Here is a 15,810-nt window from a genome sequence, read left to right as displayed (position 1 = left end):
CCGGTGGTGGAGGGCGGGAGCCGGCCCCCACCACCGGGTCACCTCACGCGCTCGTGCACTTGATGACGTTCTGGATCAGGTCGATGCTGCCCGGCCCGAGCTCGGCGAGGAGGGCGTTCTTGAACCCGTCGAGCCCGCCGGTGGCGAGGGCGGGCAGGTTGCGGACGACGGCGCTGAGGATGACGTAGCCGCCGGCCTTGATGATGCAGGCGATGTTGTAGCCCACGCCCTGGAAGTGGTCGGCCGCGCCCGTCGGGACCTCGATGCCCGCGAGCTTCGCGGACGTCGGGCTCACCGTGAGCCGGAAGACGATCTCCGGGTCGGTGTCACGCAGGGCCGGCGCCCCGAACATGCCGCCGAACTTGAGGCCGACGTTCCAGCCGTCGAACCAGCCGACCTCCCCGGAGGGCGGCACGGCCTCCACGCGCAGGGCCGTCGCGGCCAGCGGGCCGAGGCACGTCACCGAGCTGCCGTCGGCGCCGCGGGCCGTCACGAAGAGCGCGTCGGCGGTGACGTGCGCCTCCGCGTCCGTGTCGGGCGCGCTGCCCAGGAGCGTCTCCAGGCGCGCGGAGGCGTCCTTGACCGCGCCGAGCGCGAAGGACGTCTTGGGCGTGTACTCCACCTCGAGCCGGCGGATGCGGCCCTCGGGGAGCTGCAGCGACTGCACGTCCCCTCGACGCCGTAGCGGGCGATGTCCTGCGTGTCCGTGAGCATGGCGGTTCCTCCTCGTCGTGCGCCGCCGGCGTGTCCGGCGGCCACGACCGACTCCACAGCGCCGCCCGCCTCGTGACCGCGTGCGCCGTGTGCCCGACCGCGTCGCCGCGCCGTCACCCGCACGTCACCGGACCGCCGGGCGCGCGTCGCAGCACCGTCGTCGCCGCGTCGACCCGCCGGCACGACGGGGCGGGGATCCCCCGCGGCGCGCCGCTTCTTCACCTCCCCCGTGCGGACGCCGGGCCGTCATGCACCTGCGGCGCCCGCACCCGGCGGCCTAGGCTGCGGGAGCACAGCGGCGTCGGGGGGCGTGGATGGCGGGTCGTGCTGGCGTGGTCGTCGATGCGGCCCGCGTCGTGACATGAGCGCCTGGGCGGACCGGGCGTCGGGCCCGCGGCTGCGCCTGCTGGGCGTCTTCCGTGCCGTGGCGGACGACCGGATCCTCACCTTCCCGACGAGTGCGCGCCGGCTGCTCGCGTACCTGGCGCTCAACGAGGTCGCGGACCGCGACCGCATCGCCACCGACCTGTGGCCCGAGCTGCCGGCGGCACGCGCCCACAGCGACCTGCGCACGGCGCTGTGGCGGCTGCGGCGCACCCACCCGTCGTTCGTCGAGGTGGACGCGCACGCGCTCGCGCTCGGCGAGGACGTCATCGTGGACGTGCACCGCGTGCGCGAGTGGGCCGCCCACGTCCTGGGCCTCGACGTCACCCCCCTGCCCGACGCGCGCAGCGAACCGCCCCGCACGGCGGGCGCGCCCCTCCTGCCCGCGTGGGACGACGCGTGGTTGGAGCCGCACCGGACCGCCGTGCACATGCTGCAGCTGCAGGCGTTCGAGATGCTGGCGGCGAAGCTGCTGGTGGCGGGACGGGTCGCCGAGGCGCTGCCGCACGCGTTGCGCGTGGTGCAGGTCGACCCCCTGCGCGAGAGCGCGCAGGCCCTGCTCGTCGAGATCCACCTGCGCCAGGGCAACGTGGCGGACGCGCTGCGCCAGTACGGGACCTACCGCGACCTCCTGCACGCCGAGCTCGGCATCGCGCCGGGCCTGCGCGTCAGCTCCCTGATCGACCAGGTGATGTCGCGCGACGTGGCGCCGGGGTCCCGGACCGCGCGCCCCCAGCGCCTGCGCGACACCGCACGCTGACGCCGGGGGAGCCGTGCGCGGGGTGCCGTCACCCGGAGGGAGGGCTGGACGCGGGTCGCGCCCGGCGGCGGGAGCGGCGCGTCGGCGGCGACTACGGTGGTCCGTCGGCCGTCCGGCCGCGCACCCCGCACCACCGAGGCCCGCCATGACGTCCACCACCCCCGCCGACCCGTCCGCAGCGGCGGGCACCGGCCCCGCGCACGCCCCCGACGCACCGCTGCGCCACGGCCTGCGCACGCGGCACCTGACGATGATGGGCCTGGGCTCGGCGATCGGTGCCGGGCTGTTCCTCGGCAGCGGCGTCGGCATCGCGACCGCCGGGCCGGCGGTGCTCGTCTCGTACGCGCTCGCGGGCGTGCTCGTCGTGCTCGTGATGCGCATGCTCGCGGAGATGGCGTCGGCCGTGCCGGCGAGCGGGTCGTTCTCCGTCTACGCCGAGGAGGCGCTGGGGCGCTGGGCGGGGTTCACGCTCGGGTGGGTCTACTGGTTCACGATCGTCATGGTGCTCGGCGTCGAGGTCACCGGCGTCGCGCGGATCGTCACCGGGTGGGTGCCCGGGGTGCCGCAGTGGGCGGTCGCGCTGGTCGTCGTCGCGGTGTTCGCCGTCGTCAACCTCGTCGGGGTGCGGCAGTTCGGCGAGACGGAGTTCTGGTTCGCCGCGATCAAGGTCGTCGCGATCGTCGCGTTCCTCGTCGTCGGCGTCGCGCTCGTGCTCGGTCTGCTGCCCGGCACCGACCCCGTGGGCACGTCCGTGCTGCTCGCGGACGGGTTCGCGCCCACGGGCGTGGCCGGGGTCGCGGCCGGCCTGCTCGTCGTCGTCTTCGCGTTCGGGGGCATCGAGATCGTGACGATCGCCGCCGCGGAGGCCGAGGACCCGCAGCGGGCCGTCGCACGGGCCACCCGCTCGATCGTCTGGCGGATCCTGCTGTTCTACGTCGGCTCGGTCGCGCTCATGGTGCTGCTGCTGCCGTGGGACGCCCCCGCCCTCCAGGAGGGCCCCTTCGTGGCGGTGCTCGACCTGGCGGGCCTGCCCGGTGCGGCGCGCGTCATGGAGGTCGTCGTCGTGCTGGCGCTGCTGTCGGCGTTCAACGCGAACGTCTACGCGACGTCGCGCATGGCGTTCTCGCTCGCCGGGCGCGGGGACGGGCCGGCGGTGCTGCGCCGGACGTCCCGGCGCGACGTGCCGTGGGTCGCCGTGCTCGTGTCGGTCGCGCTGGGGCTCGTCGCCGTCGCGCTGAACTGGCTGCTCCCGGACGCGCTGCTCGGCATCCTGCTCAACGCCGTCGGCGCGTCGCTGCTGGTCGTGTGGGTGCTGGTCGCGGTCGCGCAGCTGCGGCTGCGCCCGCGGCTGGAGGCGGAGGCACGGGCCGCCGGGCGACCGCTGGGGCTGCGGATGTGGCTCTACCCGTGGCTGACGTGGGCGACGCTGGCCGCGCTCGCGGGCGTGGTGGTGCTCATGGCGTCCGACCCGGCGGCGCGCGCGCAGCTCGTGGCGACGACGGGGCTCGTGGCCGTGGTCGTCGCGGTGTACGGGGTGACGGCGCTGGTGCGCCGGCGCCGTCGCGCCGGCGGGCGGGTCACCGGCTGACGGGTGCGCCCCACCGGGCGGGGCGCCTCGTGCCTAGACGGGCGGCAGGGTCGTGGGCGACGCGTCCAGCTCCAGCTGGACCTCGACCACCCAGTCGCCCTGGTGCTCGCCGTCGGCCTCGAGGAACAGCCAGCGGCGGGCGGTGGCGGACGGGTCCACGGCGCGCTCGGCCGCCCACGCGTCGAGGACCGCGGTCGTGCGGCCGATGCCGTCCATCGGCCCGTGGTGCACCACGGTCGCCACGCGCGCGGCGGGGAGCTCCACGAGGTCGAGGCCGGGCACCTCGCGCACCGTCTCGAAGCCGGCGACGACGCGCACCGACCCGTCGGGCCGGGGGACGAACCGGCCGACCGGCGTGGTGCGCGACCCGCCCGCGTCGTCGACGAGCCGCGACGCGCGGACGAAGAGGTCCTCGACATGGCGCCCGTGCGCGGCGTCGTGCAGCAGCACCGCCGTCGACGCGGCCACGCGCACCGCCGGCACCTCGCGCGTGACGACCGCACCCGCCGCGTCGGCGTCCAGCAGGCGCAGCCGTGCGTCGAGCTGCAGGAGACGGTGCCGGACCTCCGCCTGCTGTCGCTCCAGGTCGCCCCGCCGGACGAGCAGCAGGTCCCGCAGCTCCGCGTCGGACGGGTCGGCGGCGAGCGCCTCGCGCACCTCCTGCAGCGACAGGCCCAGCTCCTTGAGCATGACGACGCGGCGCAGGTCGCGCAGCTGCCGCGGTGCGTAGCGGCGGTGGCCCGTGCGGTCGTCGACGTGCGCGGGCCGGAGCAGGTCGAGCGCGTCGTAGTGGTGCAGCGTGCGCACCGAGACCCCGGCGGTGCGGGCAAGGTCGCCCGTGCTCAGCCAGGCCCCGTCCGCCGTGCTCGCGTCGTCGGTCGTCATCGTCGTCCTCCCCGTCGGTCGCCCGCCCCAGCCTGGCGCCTCACGCTGCGTGACGTGCAAGGGGTGCGTGCCCCGGGGTGCGGCGTCACCGCACCGTCCGCACCCGCCCCGCCCGCGCCCGGGCCGCCTCCGCGTCGGCCGGTCGTCGCGATCCTCGTCCCATCGCCCGGGACGGAGGCGCGGTGACCCCGTCATCGGACGCGCTCCGGCCACGATCGCGCGTCCGATCACGGGGTCACCGGGGCCGGTGTCCGCCCTGCGGACGCCGCGACCGTGCACGCTGCACGTCAGCAGCACGTCAGCAGCACGTCAGGCGCCCCGCGTTTGGCCCGCGCCGCCGACCGGCGGGCGGCCGTGACCCCCTCGACGGCACCCCGTGACGTGCCGGCGCCCGGTGGACCGGACGTGTGAGGCGGGCGGACGGGACATAGCACCCAGGTCTAGGCTCGTCGCGGCGGTGCGCCCCGGCGGCGCCGTCGTCCCAGCCGACCCGACCGACGAGGACCCATGGGCTTCTTCACCAAGCCGACCGACATCCCCGGCGCCAGCCTCGCGCCCCTGTCGCACGAGCGCCTCACGGCGACGCTCGAGGCCCGCGACATGCGCTACGGCGTCGACGACGACGGCGACGTCGGCGGCTACTGGGACGGCCACCTCTTCTACTTCTTCCGCCTCGGCGAGAACCGCGAGTACCTGCAGGTGCGCGGTCGCTGGAACCGGCCCGTCCCCGTCACCGAGCTCGACCGCGTCACGCGCCTGGTCAACGACTGGAACGCCGAGCGCCTGTGGCCCAAGGGGTACGTGCGCGTCGAGGACGACGTGCTCGGCGTCTACGCGGAGCACACGGTGGACTACGAGCACGGCCTGAGCGACGAGCAGCTCGACCTGCACCTGGCCTGCGGCATCAGCACCGGCCTGCAGCTGTTCGAGGCGCTCGACCAGGCGTACCCGGAGATCGCCGCCGCGGCGCGCGCGGAGCTCGAGCGGGAGTGACGCACCCGCCCGCCCCGGCGGGCGGCGAGGCCGCGCAGGCGTTCCAGGTCGACCTGCGCGGTGTCGTCGACCTGCTCGCCCGGCACCTGTACTCCGGGCCGCGCGTGTACGTGCGCGAGCTGCTGCAGAACGCCGTCGACGCCGTCACGGCGCGGCGGGCGCACGAGCCGGACGCGCCCGCGCGCGTGCGACTGCGCGGGCTGGAGGGGGTGGCCTCGAGGTCGTCGACACCGGCGTCGGGCTCACGCCCGACGAGGCGCGCGAGCTGCTCGCGACGGTCGGGCGCAGCTCCAAGCGCGACCTGGAGCTGGGGGTGGGGCGTGCGGAGTTCCTGGGGCAGTTCGGCATCGGGCTGCTCTCGGCGTTCATGGTGGCGGACCGGATCGAGCTGGAGTCGCGCTCGGCGGTGCACCGCGACGCGCCGGGGGTGCGCTGGGTCGGGCACGCGGACGGCACGTACGACCTGACGGTCCTGCCGCGCGCCGCGGACGACCCCGTGGGCTCGGCGGTGCGTCTCGCGCCGCGGCAGGACATGGACCACTGGCTCGACCCGGCGACGGTCGCGGGGCTCGCGCAGGAGTTCGGCGCGCTGCTGCCGCTCGACGTGGCCGTCGAGGTGCCGGTCGGGGACGACGCGCGCGCGTGGCGGCGCGTGAGCGAGCCCGAGCTGCCGTGGCGCGCGGTGCACCCCGACGACGCCGCGCGCGAGCACGCACTCGCCCGCTACTGCGAGCGCACGCTCGGCTTCACGCCGCTCGCGCACGTGGACCTCGACGTGCCGCTCGTCGGGCTGTCCGGTGTCGCGTTCGTGCTGCCCACCGCGGTGCCGCCCGGCGGGGGCGGTACGCACCGCGTGCACGTCAAGCGGATGCTGCTGGGGGAGCGCGTCACGGGCCTGCTGCCGGAGTGGGCGTTCTGGGTGCGCTGCGTCGTCGACGCCGACGGCCTGCGCCCGACGGCGTCGCGGGAGCAGCTCTACGACGACGAGGCGCTGCTCGTGGCGCGCGACGCCCTCGCCGGGCAGGTGCGGGAGTGGACGCTGCGGACGCTGCGCTCGTCGTCGGCGCTGGCGCGCGAGCTGGTCCGCACCCACCACCTCGCGATCCGGTCCCTCGCGCTCGTCGACGACGAGATGCTCGACCTCGCCGCGCAGGTCCTGCCGTTCGAGACGACCGACGGCCCCCTGACGCTCGCGGAGGTCGCGCAGCGCGGGACGCTGGTGCACACGACGAGCGTCGAGGAGTACCGCCGCGTCGCCCCCGTCGCCCGCGCCCAGGGGCTGCTCCTCGTCAACGCCGGGTACGTCTACGACGCGGACCTGCTGGGCCGGCTCGCGGGACGCCGCGGCTGGGACGTGCGCCCGCTGCGCGCCGCCGACGTGGCGCAGGTGCTGGACGTCGTCGAGCCGCAGCGCGAGCTCGCGCTGCTCGACGCGGTCGCCGCGGCGACGTCGGCGGTGCGCGACCTCGACTGCGAGGTCGTCGTCCGCCGCTTCGCGCCCGCCGACCTGCCCGCGGTGCTCCTCCAGGACCGCGACGACGAGCACCGCCGCGACGTCGCGCGCACGGTGCAGGCGGCCGACGACCTGTGGGGCGGGGTCCTGGCCGGTCTGACCGGCGACGCACCGGCCGCGGCCCGCCGGCTCGTGCTCAACGACGAGAACCCGACGGTCCGCCGCCTGCTGGCCGGCGCGGGGCGCCCGGACGTCTTCGCCGCAGGGCTGCGCTCGCTGTACGTGACCGCGGTGCTGCTCGCGGGCGACCCGCTGCGCGCGCAGGACGCCGCGACCATGACCCACGCCATGACGGTGCTGCTCGACGCGGGGCTCGGTGACGGGCCTGGTGACGGGGCCAGCGACGCGACCGGCAGCGCGACCGGCACCGCGACCGGCACCGCGACCGCGGACGACCGGCCGGCGCCGGGCGCCGCCCACGAGGAGGAGGACCGGTGACCCGCAGCCTGGACGAGGCCAACCGGGAGCTGTCCCGCATCCGCGAGATGCCCTACGGGCTGGCGCGCACGCAGGCGGCCGAGCGGCAGGTGCGCCTCGTCGAGGCCGAGGGGCCGGACCGGGCGCGCGCGTACGCGCTGTCGGTGCTGCTGGAGTCGATGGTGTGGGGCGGGGAGGTCGAGCGCTCGTACCTGCCGTTCACGCAGCTCGTGCGCTGGTACGACGAGCACCCCGAGCAGTTCGACGACGTCGACCGGTACGCCATGTTCTGGTCGTTCAAGTGGATGGTCGGGCACCTGGGCGAGTTCCCGACCGTGCCCGCGGCGCAGATCGAGGCGACGCTCGACGACATGGAGCGCCGGTACGCGCTCGCGGGCCTCGGCCGCGACGCGGTGGCGTACGCGCGCTTCGCGTGGGCCGCGCGCCGCGGCGCCGACGACGTGGAGGAGGCGTACCGCACGTGGGTCGCGACGCCGCGCGACGAGTACTCCCAGTGCGAGGTCTGCGACCCGGGTGACCGGGCGTCGCACCTGTTCGCGACCGGCCGCCTCGCGGAGGGCGTGCGGCTCGTCGAGGAGACGCTGGCGACCGGCGCGACGTGCGCCACGGAGCCGGCGGACATGCTGTCCCACCTCGCGCTCGCGCAGCTCGAGCTCGGCCACCGGGACGCCGCGGTGCGCGCGCACCGCCGGGCCGTCGCCGCGCTCGCGGACGCGACGGGCGAGATGGCGGGTGCGCGGGGACGGCGCGTCGTGCTGCTGGGCCGCGCGGGGGCGGTCGCGCGGCTGGTGCGGGCCGTCGAGCAGGACGAGCGGCTGCTGGTGGAGGCGGAGACGCCGCGTGCACGGCTCGAGTGGCTGCTCGGCGTCGTCGCGGGGACGGCCGCGCTGCTGCCCGCGCACGCCGACGCCGCGCTGCGCCTGACGCGCGTGCCGGCGTCGACCGTCGCCGAGCTGCACGCGTGGGCCGTCGGCGAGGCGGAGGCGCTGGCCGCCGCGTTCGACCTGCGCGACGGCGGCACGGCGCTGACGGCGCGCCTCGCCCAGGCGCGTGCGACGCGTCCGCTCGACGCGCCCCTGGACCTCGAGGTCGTCACGCTGCCGGGTGCGGGTGCGGGTGCGGGTGCGGGTGCGGGTGCGAGTGCGGGGACGGGCGGGGCGTCCGGCGACGTCGCGGCCGACGTCCCCGGCCGCGCGGACGCCGCTGACGGGACCGCGGGCGGCACAGTGGGCGGCACCGCGGACGACACCCCCGCCGAGCCCCCGCTCGCACGGGCGGAGCGCCTGCTCGCGGACGGGCGTACCGAGGAGGCCGCGCAGGCGTACGTCGCGGCGTCCGCCGCCGCTGAGGAGGCCGGGCTGCTGGTCGACGCCGGGTACGCCGCCGCGGAGGCCGCCCGGTGCGCGCAGGTGCTCGCCGACGAGGACACCGCCGCCGGCCTCTACGCGCACGCGGCAGCGCGGCTGCGTGCGGGCGGTGCGGAGCCGGTCGACGTGGTGCCGGTGCTGGTCGCGTGGGCGCCGGCCGCCGCGGCCACGGGTGCGGTGCAGCCGTTCCTGGAGGCGGTCGACGCCGTCCGGGACACGCTCGCCGACGACGCCACCGAGGCGCCGTCCGACCCGGCGGAGCAGGCGCTCGCCGAGCGCCGGCGCACCGCACGTCGCCGCGCGCTCGCCGACCTCGACGACGCCGCGGCCCGCGCGCTCGCGACGCTCGGCGGCGACGAGCGCACGGGTGACGCCGCGGTCCGGGCCGTCCGTGCGGCGGAGGCGTACGCCGGCGTCGGCGCCCTCGCGGACGCCGCGCACGCGTTCTGGCTCGCCGGGCGCCTGCTGGACGCGCGCGGCAGCACCGACGACGCCGTGCACCACCTGGAGTCCGCGGTCGAGGGCTTCGGCCTGGCCCGCGACCGCCGCACGCGCGCGCAGGCCGCCGACGACCTCGTCGCGGTGCTGCGCCGCACGGGCCAGGACGCCCGCGCCGAGGAGGTGCTGTCGGCGCTGACGCGGTGACCGTGCGCAGCGGCGCACGCGCTCCCGTCACGCGCTCCCGTCACGCGCTCCCGTCACGCGCTCCCGTCACGCGCTCCCGTCACGCCGCGCCCGTCAGGGCACCTCTGTCACGGCGTGCCGAGCGTCGCACCGTGCTGCTCCGCGACCGCCGCGCCCCCTCCGGCGCCGAGCCGCCCCCGAGCAGCGCGGCCGCGACCGCGTCCTTGATCGCGCCGTCGTCGAGGCCGTGGCCGCGCGCGAGCCGCACGAACCGCTCGGCCGCCTCCGTGACCGCCGCGCGGTCGAGCGCGGCCGGTGGCGCCGTGACCACCGTGCCGACCTTGCGGCGGGTGAGCACCAGCCCGCCCGCCTCGAGGTCGCGGTAGGTGCGCGCGACCGTGCCGGGGGCGATGCCGAGGTCGTTGGCGAGCGCACGCACGGTCGGCAGGCGCTGCCCGTCGGCGAGGGCGCCCGCGGTGATGAGCGCGGCGAGCTGGGCGCGCAGCTGCTCGTAGTGGGGTGTGGACGAGCCGACGTCGATGCGGACGGCGAGGTTCATGCCGGCGCCCCGTCCGGCGCCGGGCCGAGGGCGGCGGGCCGGGGGAGCGCGTCGGGCGCGCGGTCGCGGGCCGGCCACAGCGCCGCGAGCGCGGACGTCACCAGCACCAGCAGCGCCGTCACCGTCACGGCTCGCCCGGCGACGACGTGGGGGGTGCTGAGGGCAGCCGTCCAGCCACCCCATCCCTCACCGCGGCCGAGGCGCTCCAGCGCGGAGCCGGCGACCTGCAGCACCCCGGCGACGGTGAGGCCGAGGACGAGCTGCGTCGCCCGCAGGACCCGGCGGGCCGCCCGGCGGCGCAGCCACATGTCCCACTCGGCGGTCACGCCGGGGACCGCCGGCCGGGCTGCCACGAGCCGCAGGACGAGCACGGCGAGCGCCCCCGCCACGAGGCCCGACACCACGGCGGGCACGCCCCACAGCCACCCCGGGAAGGGCGCGGCGACGAACGCCTCGGTACCTCCCGTGAGGCGCGCGACGGTACGGGGACCGTCGGCCAGGAGGGCGAAGGCGGTGCACGAGGCGACCAGGAGTCCCGCCCAGGCGGCGGCGAGCGCGCGCAGGGACGCCGGGGCGACGTCCGCGACGGTGCGGTGGACCAGGGACGCCTCCCGCAGCTCGCCGGACGGGCGGGGCCACGTCGTCTCGCCGACGGCGTGCAGCAGGAGGAAGAGCGCCAGGCAGGCGGACGGCACGGCGACCAGCACGTGACCGACCGGCAGCCGGACGCTCGCGAGGAGCTGGGCGAGCGCCAGGGCCAGGAGCCCGCCGAGCGGCAGGAGCGCGACCGCGGCCGTCAGCGTGGCGTGCCGGACGGCTGCGCGGGCGGCGCCCGTGGGTGCCGACGCGCGCCGGCCGTCGTGCAGCAGGACGCCGACGCCGACGAGCAGCACGAGCAGCGCGATGCCGACGACCAGCAGGATCGTGGGCACGCCGTGCAGCGTCGACCCCATGGCTCCTCCTCCGGTTGTTTGACTATTGAGCATGAACAATGGCGGCTCTCGTCCGACCGGTCAAGAGGCGGACGCGCCGACCGCGACTGCCACGAACCCGCGAGCTGCACCCGCCGTGAGCCACGGCCAGCACGCGGGCCGTGCGCTCCACGTCGGGATCGCCGGCACGTGGTGCCCGCCGGTGCATCGCCCACGCGGGCCACCCCCGCACCACGAGCCGCCGGTACTCGGCGTCGACAGGCAGGTCCGTGTGGGTCGCGACGACCCGGTTCGCGGCGTTGCCCGCCGTCCGGACGAGCAGCCCGGAGGGGATGCGCTCGCCCGTGGAGAGCTCGACCAGCACGCGACCGCTCAGCTCGACGAGGTGGAACGCGACCTCCTCGCGGTCGATCTCCGGGTACCGGTCGAGCAGGTCGAGCGCGAGCCGGTGCAGCTCGGCGAACCCCTCGACGCCCGAGAACCCGCCCCCCACGAACACGACCGTCAGCAGCCGCGCGCGCTCCGGCCCGTGCGGCAGGGCCGCAGCGCGGTCGAACGCGGTGAGCAGCCGGTCGCGGATGGCGACGGCCTCCTCGACGTGCTTCATGCCGATCGCGTGCTCGGCGACGCCGGGGACCGGCACCCGCCGCGTGACCGCACCGGCGGTGAGCACGAGCTGGTCGTAGCGCAGCACGAGCCCCGGCCGGTCCCGTGCACCACCTCGACAGCGCGGGCCGGTGGGACGTGACAGCCGCACGGCCCGGCGCGGGCGGTGGTGACGAGGCGTCGTCAGCGCTGCTGCAGGGCGAGGCGGCCCGCGAGCACGACGTACGCGGCGGCGAACGAGCGGCGCAGGGCGGCGACGACCCGCGGACGGGCGACCACGGAGGTGCGCACGGCGGCGGCGCCCAGCCCGTAGAGCGCGAACACCGCGAACGTGACCGCCATGAACACGAGGCTGAGCAGCGCCATCCGGGCCGTCGCCCCGGGGACGTGGGCGGGGACGAACTGCGGCAGGAACGCGAAGAAGAAGACCGTGAGCTTCGGGTTCAGCAGGTTGAGCAGCACCGCGTCGCGCACCACCTGCCGGGCCGACCGCGGCGCGCCGCCCTCCTCGACGTGCAGCGGCGTGCGGTCCCGCCACGTCCGCCACGCCAGGTACAGCAGGTAGGCGACGCCCAGGTACTTGAGCGTCTGGAACGCCACCGCCGACGTGTGCAGCAGCGCGGCGAGCCCCGTGATCGCGGCGGCCATGTGCGGCACGACGCCGAGCGTGCAGCCGAGCGCCGCGACGAGGCTGCCCCGCGCCCCGCGCGCGAGGCCGGCCGCGACGGTGAACAGGGCGCCGGTGCCGGGTGTGGCGACGACGACGAGGGTGGTGACGAGGAACGCGACGCTCACGGGTGCTCCCGGCGGTGGCGGACGACGGGTCGACGCTAGCGGTCCCCGCGCGGCACGGACAGGGCGACATCGGGCCACCGCTGCAGGCGCCGCTGCCGCTCGTGGTCACGGGTGCTGCGTCCGTCCCCGCGCGGGACCGGCAGGGTTCCCCGGGGCACCGGCCGGTGCCATGCTCGCCGGGTGGAGCTGCGGTTCGGCGGTGAGGTCGTGTGGTGGCGCGGACCCGCGCCGTTCCACTTCGTCGCGCTGCCCGAGGCCGAGGCGGCTCGCCTCCGTGCCGTGGCGTCGCGGGTCACCTACGGGTGGGGGTGCGTCCCGGCGACGGTGACGCTGGGCGCGACGACGTTCACCACGTCGGTCTTCCCGAAGGACGGCGGGTTCCTCGTGCCGATCAAGACGGCCGCGCGGCGGGCCGAGGGCGTCGAGCTCGGGGACGACGTCACGCTCGTGGTCGTCGTGCAGGACCCGGACGGGCCGGCGGACGAGGACGTCGACGGGACCGACGACGAGGACGACGTCGTGCCGGTGCGTCCTGCCCGTCCCCACCACGACCCGGCCGCCGACGACGACTACTTCGACCCCGCGGCGCCCGCGTGAGAGCACCGCACCCCCGTCCGCCGGCTGCCGCGCCGGCGGACGGGGGTGGGCGGCCCGGGGTCCGATCCCGGGCCGGTCAGGAGCTGGTGCAGGTCAGCACCGGTGCGGGCGCGGTGCCGCTGCCGAGCAGCCCGAACGTCGTCGTGCCGCCGGCCGCGAGGGTGCCGTTCCACGCGACGTTGCGGACGACCACCAGGTCGCCCTGCGTCGTCGCCGTGCCGTTCCACACCTGCGCCACGCGCTCGCCGGCGGGACGCCAGCTCACGCTCCACGACGTGGCGGGAGACCCGGCCCGCACGGTCACCTCGCCCTGGAACCCGCCCGGCCAGGAGTTCACGGTGCGGTAGGTCGCCGTGCACGCGCCGCCCGGTACGGGCGTGCTCGGGCTGGCGGTGGGCGTCGGGGTGGCCGTGGCCGTGGGGGTCGCGGTCGGGGTGCTGGTGGGGCTCGCGGTCGGCGTCGTGGTCGACGTCAGCGACGTGAAGAACCGCCAGATCTCGCCCGGCACCCACGACTGCTGCTGCCCGCGGTCACGGGCGTCCCACTGGTGCCCGCTGTCCGACGCGATCCACACCACGGGGTAGCCCGCGCGGCAGGTGTACTCCGTGCGCACGTGCGTGCCGCTGCCGGCCGCGGGTTCCGGCGCCTGCTGCGCCTGGCACCCGTTGGTGCGCAGGGCGCGGTCCCGCAGGGCGCGGCCCTGGGAGATGTTCAGGACGTCGTCGACGACGCCGTGCGAGCCGAGGTACGCGATGGGCTGCGTGCCGCCGGCGCACCCGGACAGCTGCGCCCCGTTGAGGACGGCGACGGCGCGGAAGACGTCGGCCCGGGCGCACGCGAGGGCGTTGCTCATGCCGCCGCCGTAGCTGAACCCGGTGGCGAACCGCTGCGTGGTGTCGATGCACAGCGCCTGCTCGAGCGTGCGCAGGATGTCGTCGACGAACGCGACGTCCTGGCCGCCGGTGTTCGGCCACGCGTTGTCGATGCCCTGCGGCGCGACGAAGATCGTGCTGGTCCCGGCCAGCGGCTTCAGGCCGTAGAAGCCCTGGTTGACGACGTCGGCCGCGGTGCCGTGCCACCAGTGCAGCCCGACGACCAGCCGGTACGGCCGGTTCGGGTCGTAGCCGGCGGGCACGTCGAGGCGGAACGTGCGGGACTGCCCGCCGCTGGTGATCGTGTGGGTGCCGCTCGCCAGCCCGGCGGGCCGGCCGCAGCCGGCGGTGGCGGCAGCCGGGGCGGGGGCGCCGGGCAGCGCCGACACGGGCGCGGTCAGGCCGGCGACGGCGAGCGCGGCCGCCGCGAGGGCCAGCACGGCCCGGCGGGCTCGGGACGGGGTGGGGTGTCGCACGGTTGCTCCCTCCGGCGCGGGCGCCCGGCGTCGTCGCCGGGTGGCACGGCGGACGGACGACCGCCGGCGGAGGGGAATCTATCGATAAACCAACGCCGCGAGGACGGGGCGAAACGGTTCACGGAGCAGCGGGGCGGGCGGCACCCCCCAGCGCCGCCCGCGCCCCGCGCCGCACGTGGTCGGCGACCGCGTCCAGGGCCTGCGTCCGCAGCGACCACTGCTGCCAGAACAGCGGCACCTCGACGCCCGACCCGTCGTCGAGCAGGACGAGCCGGCCGGCCGCGACGTCGTCGTCGCTCTGCTGGTCGGGCAGCATGCCCCAACCGAAGCCGAGCCGGATCGCCGTCGCGAAGTCCGCGGACGCGGGCACCAGGTGGCGCGGCGGCGCGAGCGGGTCGACGCCGGCACGCTCGAGCCAGCGGTCCTGGAGCCGGTCGGCGGCGTCGAAGACCACGACCGGCGCGGCGGCCAGAGCGGCCCGTCCCACACCGTCCGCGAACCACCGGTCCCGGAAGGCCGGCGCCGCGAACGGGCGGTAGCGCATGACGCCGAGGGGCTCGACGGAGCAGCCCTGCACGGCGGTGCGCTCGGCCGTCACCGCCGCCATCACCGACCCGTCCCGCAGCAGCGCCGCCGAGCGGTCCTGGTCCTCGCGCACGAGCTCGACCACCACGCGGTCCGCGAGCGGGGCGAGCGCGGGCAGCAGCCACGTCGTCAGGGAGTCGCCGTTGACGGCCAGCGGGACGCGGGGCACGCGGGGCGCGGCGAGGTGACGGGTGGCGTCCTCGGTGAGGGCGTCGAGCTGGCGGGCGAGCCGCACCAGCGGCTCGCCCGCGGCGGTCGGCCGCACGGGCCGCTCGCGGCGCAGCAGCACCGCGCCGACCTGGTGCTCGAGCGCCTTGATCCGTTGGCTCACCGCGGACGGGGTCACGTGCAGGGCGCGCGCGGCGGCGTCGAGCGTGCCGAGGTCGGCCGCGGCGGCGAGCGCGCGGAGCTGTCCCAGGTCCCAGTCGGGCATGAAGCCACGCTAACGGTGGGTGAGGAACTGTCGCTGGAGTTCAGCGACGAGCGGCACGTACCGTCGCCGACGTGGGATGGACGGCAGCGCTCGCGGGCGCGGGATTCGGCTTCGCGCTCATCGTGGCGATCGGCGCGCAGAACGCGCACGTGCTGCGCCAGGGGCTGCGCCGCGAGCACGTCGGGCTGGTGGTGGCGATCTGCGCGCTGTCGGACGTCGTCCTCATCGCGGTCGGGACGGCGGGCGTCGGTGCCGTCATCGCGGCGAGCCGCACGGTCACCGTCGTCGTCACCGTGCTCGGCGCGCTCGTCCTGCTCGGCTACGGGTTCGTCGCCGCCCGGCGGGCGCTGCGGCCCGGGGACGCGCTCGTCGCCGACGCGGGCGGTGCGGCCCTGAGCACGGGCGCCGCCGTCGCGACCACGCTCGCGCTCACGTGGCTCAACCCGCACGTCTACCTCGACACGGTCGTGCTCCTCGGGTCCGTCGCGGCGGGCCACGGGGACGAGCGGTGGTGGTTCGCGGTCGGCGCGGCCCTCGCGAGCATCGCGTGGTTCACCGGGCTCGGCTTCGGTGCGGCGGCGCTGCGCCCGCTGTTCGCACGGCCGGGCGCGTGGCGCGTCCTCGACAGCGTCATCGCGCTCGTCATGGTCGCGATCGCGGTGCGCCTGCTCACCGAGCTGCTGTAGCGG

General features: G+C 76.9%; 14 protein-coding genes and 1 pseudogene. 7 read left to right on the top strand and 8 right to left on the bottom strand.

The features are described from left to right. Positions 1-43: 43 nt before the first annotated feature. The gene (locus GC089_RS17840) at positions 44-667 is read right to left on the bottom strand and encodes a hypothetical protein (protein WP_155378758.1); all 624 of its coding nucleotides are present in this window, start codon (positions 665-667) and stop codon (positions 44-46) included. A 408-nt stretch (positions 668-1,075) separates the two neighbouring features. Here GC089_RS17840 and GC089_RS17835 point away from each other — a divergent pair, with 408 nt between their 5' ends. Both GC089_RS17835 and GC089_RS17830 read left to right on the top strand, forming a co-directional pair. Next, the gene (locus GC089_RS17835) at positions 1,076-1,858 is read left to right on the top strand and encodes a BTAD domain-containing putative transcriptional regulator (protein ID WP_155378757.1); all 783 of its coding nucleotides are present in this window, start codon (positions 1,076-1,078) and stop codon (positions 1,856-1,858) included. 145 nt (positions 1,859-2,003) lie between these two features. After that, a complete protein-coding gene (locus GC089_RS17830; protein ID WP_155378756.1) occupies positions 2,004-3,446 on the top strand; it encodes an amino acid permease in 1,443 nt (480 codons plus the stop codon). A 33-nt stretch (positions 3,447-3,479) separates the two neighbouring features. Here GC089_RS17830 and GC089_RS17825 read toward each other — a convergent pair whose 3' ends face one another. Further along, a complete protein-coding gene (locus GC089_RS17825; protein WP_196250753.1) occupies positions 3,480-4,331 on the bottom strand; it encodes a MerR family transcriptional regulator in 852 nt (283 codons plus the stop codon). A gap of 507 nt (positions 4,332-4,838) precedes the next feature. Here GC089_RS17825 and GC089_RS17820 point away from each other — a divergent pair. The 3 genes and pseudogenes from GC089_RS17820 to GC089_RS17810 all read left to right on the top strand — a co-directional run bounded on the left by GC089_RS17820 (position 4,839) and on the right by GC089_RS17810 (position 9,287). Next, entirely contained in the window at positions 4,839-5,324 is a 486-nt protein-coding gene (locus GC089_RS17820) for a YbjN domain-containing protein (protein WP_155378754.1), read from the top strand. 220 nt (positions 5,325-5,544) lie between these two features. Then, a pseudogene (locus GC089_RS17815) lies at positions 5,545-7,275 on the top strand (HSP90 family protein); the annotation flags it as partial. Next, positions 7,272-9,287, top strand: coding sequence for a hypothetical protein (locus GC089_RS17810; RefSeq protein ID WP_155378753.1), 2,016 nt, complete (start codon positions 7,272-7,274; stop codon positions 9,285-9,287). The pseudogene GC089_RS17815 and the gene GC089_RS17810, both read left to right, overlap by 4 nt. 79 nt (positions 9,288-9,366) lie before the next feature. Here GC089_RS17810 and GC089_RS17805 read toward each other — a convergent pair whose 3' ends face one another. The 4 genes from GC089_RS17805 to GC089_RS17790 form a co-directional block, all read right to left on the bottom strand. After that, positions 9,367-9,825 (bottom strand): GntR family transcriptional regulator, encoded by a 459-nt coding sequence (locus tag GC089_RS17805; RefSeq protein WP_155378752.1) that lies wholly within the window; start codon positions 9,823-9,825, stop codon positions 9,367-9,369. Beyond that, positions 9,822-10,778 carry a hypothetical protein gene (locus tag GC089_RS17800; protein ID WP_155378751.1) on the bottom strand — a complete coding sequence of 319 codons (957 nt, stop codon included), beginning with the start codon at positions 10,776-10,778 and terminating at the stop codon, positions 9,822-9,824. The genes GC089_RS17805 and GC089_RS17800 overlap by 4 nt, the downstream gene beginning before the upstream one ends. Positions 10,779-10,800: 22 nt before the next feature. Then, positions 10,801-11,451 (bottom strand): FAD-dependent oxidoreductase, encoded by a 651-nt coding sequence (locus GC089_RS19510; protein ID WP_370514036.1) that lies wholly within the window; start codon positions 11,449-11,451, stop codon positions 10,801-10,803. A 95-nt stretch (positions 11,452-11,546) separates the two neighbouring features. Then, positions 11,547-12,158, bottom strand: coding sequence for a LysE family translocator (locus GC089_RS17790; RefSeq protein ID WP_155378750.1), 612 nt, complete (start codon positions 12,156-12,158; stop codon positions 11,547-11,549). Between the two features lie 180 nt (positions 12,159-12,338). On the opposite strand from GC089_RS17790, the gene GC089_RS17785 reads away from it, so the two are divergent. Continuing rightward, on the top strand, positions 12,339-12,755 hold the full coding sequence (locus tag GC089_RS17785; RefSeq protein ID WP_155378749.1) for a DUF1905 domain-containing protein: 417 nt from the start codon (positions 12,339-12,341) through the stop codon (positions 12,753-12,755). A 76-nt stretch (positions 12,756-12,831) separates the two neighbouring features. Here GC089_RS17785 and GC089_RS17780 read toward each other — a convergent pair whose 3' ends face one another. Both GC089_RS17780 and GC089_RS17775 read right to left on the bottom strand, forming a co-directional pair. Beyond that, positions 12,832-14,103 carry a cellulose binding domain-containing protein gene (locus GC089_RS17780; RefSeq protein ID WP_155378748.1) on the bottom strand — a complete coding sequence of 424 codons (1,272 nt, stop codon included), beginning with the start codon at positions 14,101-14,103 and terminating at the stop codon, positions 12,832-12,834. A 118-nt stretch (positions 14,104-14,221) separates the two neighbouring features. Next, positions 14,222-15,121, bottom strand: a complete 900-nt coding sequence (locus GC089_RS17775; RefSeq protein WP_155378747.1) for an ArgP/LysG family DNA-binding transcriptional regulator — start codon at positions 15,119-15,121, stop codon at positions 14,222-14,224. A 71-nt stretch (positions 15,122-15,192) separates the two neighbouring features. Between GC089_RS17775 and GC089_RS17770 the strand changes: the two genes are divergently transcribed. After that, positions 15,193-15,807, top strand: coding sequence for a LysE/ArgO family amino acid transporter (locus GC089_RS17770; RefSeq protein ID WP_155378746.1), 615 nt, complete (start codon positions 15,193-15,195; stop codon positions 15,805-15,807). Positions 15,808-15,810: the final 3 nt, after the last annotated feature.

The organism is Cellulomonas sp. JZ18 (assembly GCF_009720485.1).
GTDB lineage: Bacteria > Actinomycetota > Actinomycetes > Actinomycetales > Cellulomonadaceae > Cellulomonas.
Note: the sequence above shows the minus strand (reverse complement) of the source record. Positions and strands in the feature narration are given on the sequence as shown.

Bases quoted from the DNA above. Each gene is read 5' to 3' on its own strand.
- GC089_RS17835 (WP_155378757.1), top strand. From the start codon at position 1,076: ATGAGCGCCTGGGCGGACCGGGCGTCGGGCCCGCGGCTGCGCCTGCTG.
- GC089_RS17800 (WP_155378751.1), bottom strand. From the start codon at position 10,778: ATGGGGTCGACGCTGCACGGCGTGCCCACGATCCTGCTGGTCGTCGGC.
- GC089_RS17820 (WP_155378754.1), top strand. From the start codon at position 4,839: ATGGGCTTCTTCACCAAGCCGACCGACATCCCCGGCGCCAGCCTCGCG.
- GC089_RS17805 (WP_155378752.1), bottom strand. From the start codon at position 9,825: ATGAACCTCGCCGTCCGCATCGACGTCGGCTCGTCCACACCCCACTAC.
- GC089_RS17830 (WP_155378756.1), top strand. From the start codon at position 2,004: ATGACGTCCACCACCCCCGCCGACCCGTCCGCAGCGGCGGGCACCGGC.
- GC089_RS17775 (WP_155378747.1), bottom strand. From the start codon at position 15,121: ATGCCCGACTGGGACCTGGGACAGCTCCGCGCGCTCGCCGCCGCGGCC.
- GC089_RS17825 (WP_196250753.1), bottom strand. From the start codon at position 4,331: ATGACGACCGACGACGCGAGCACGGCGGACGGGGCCTGGCTGAGCACG.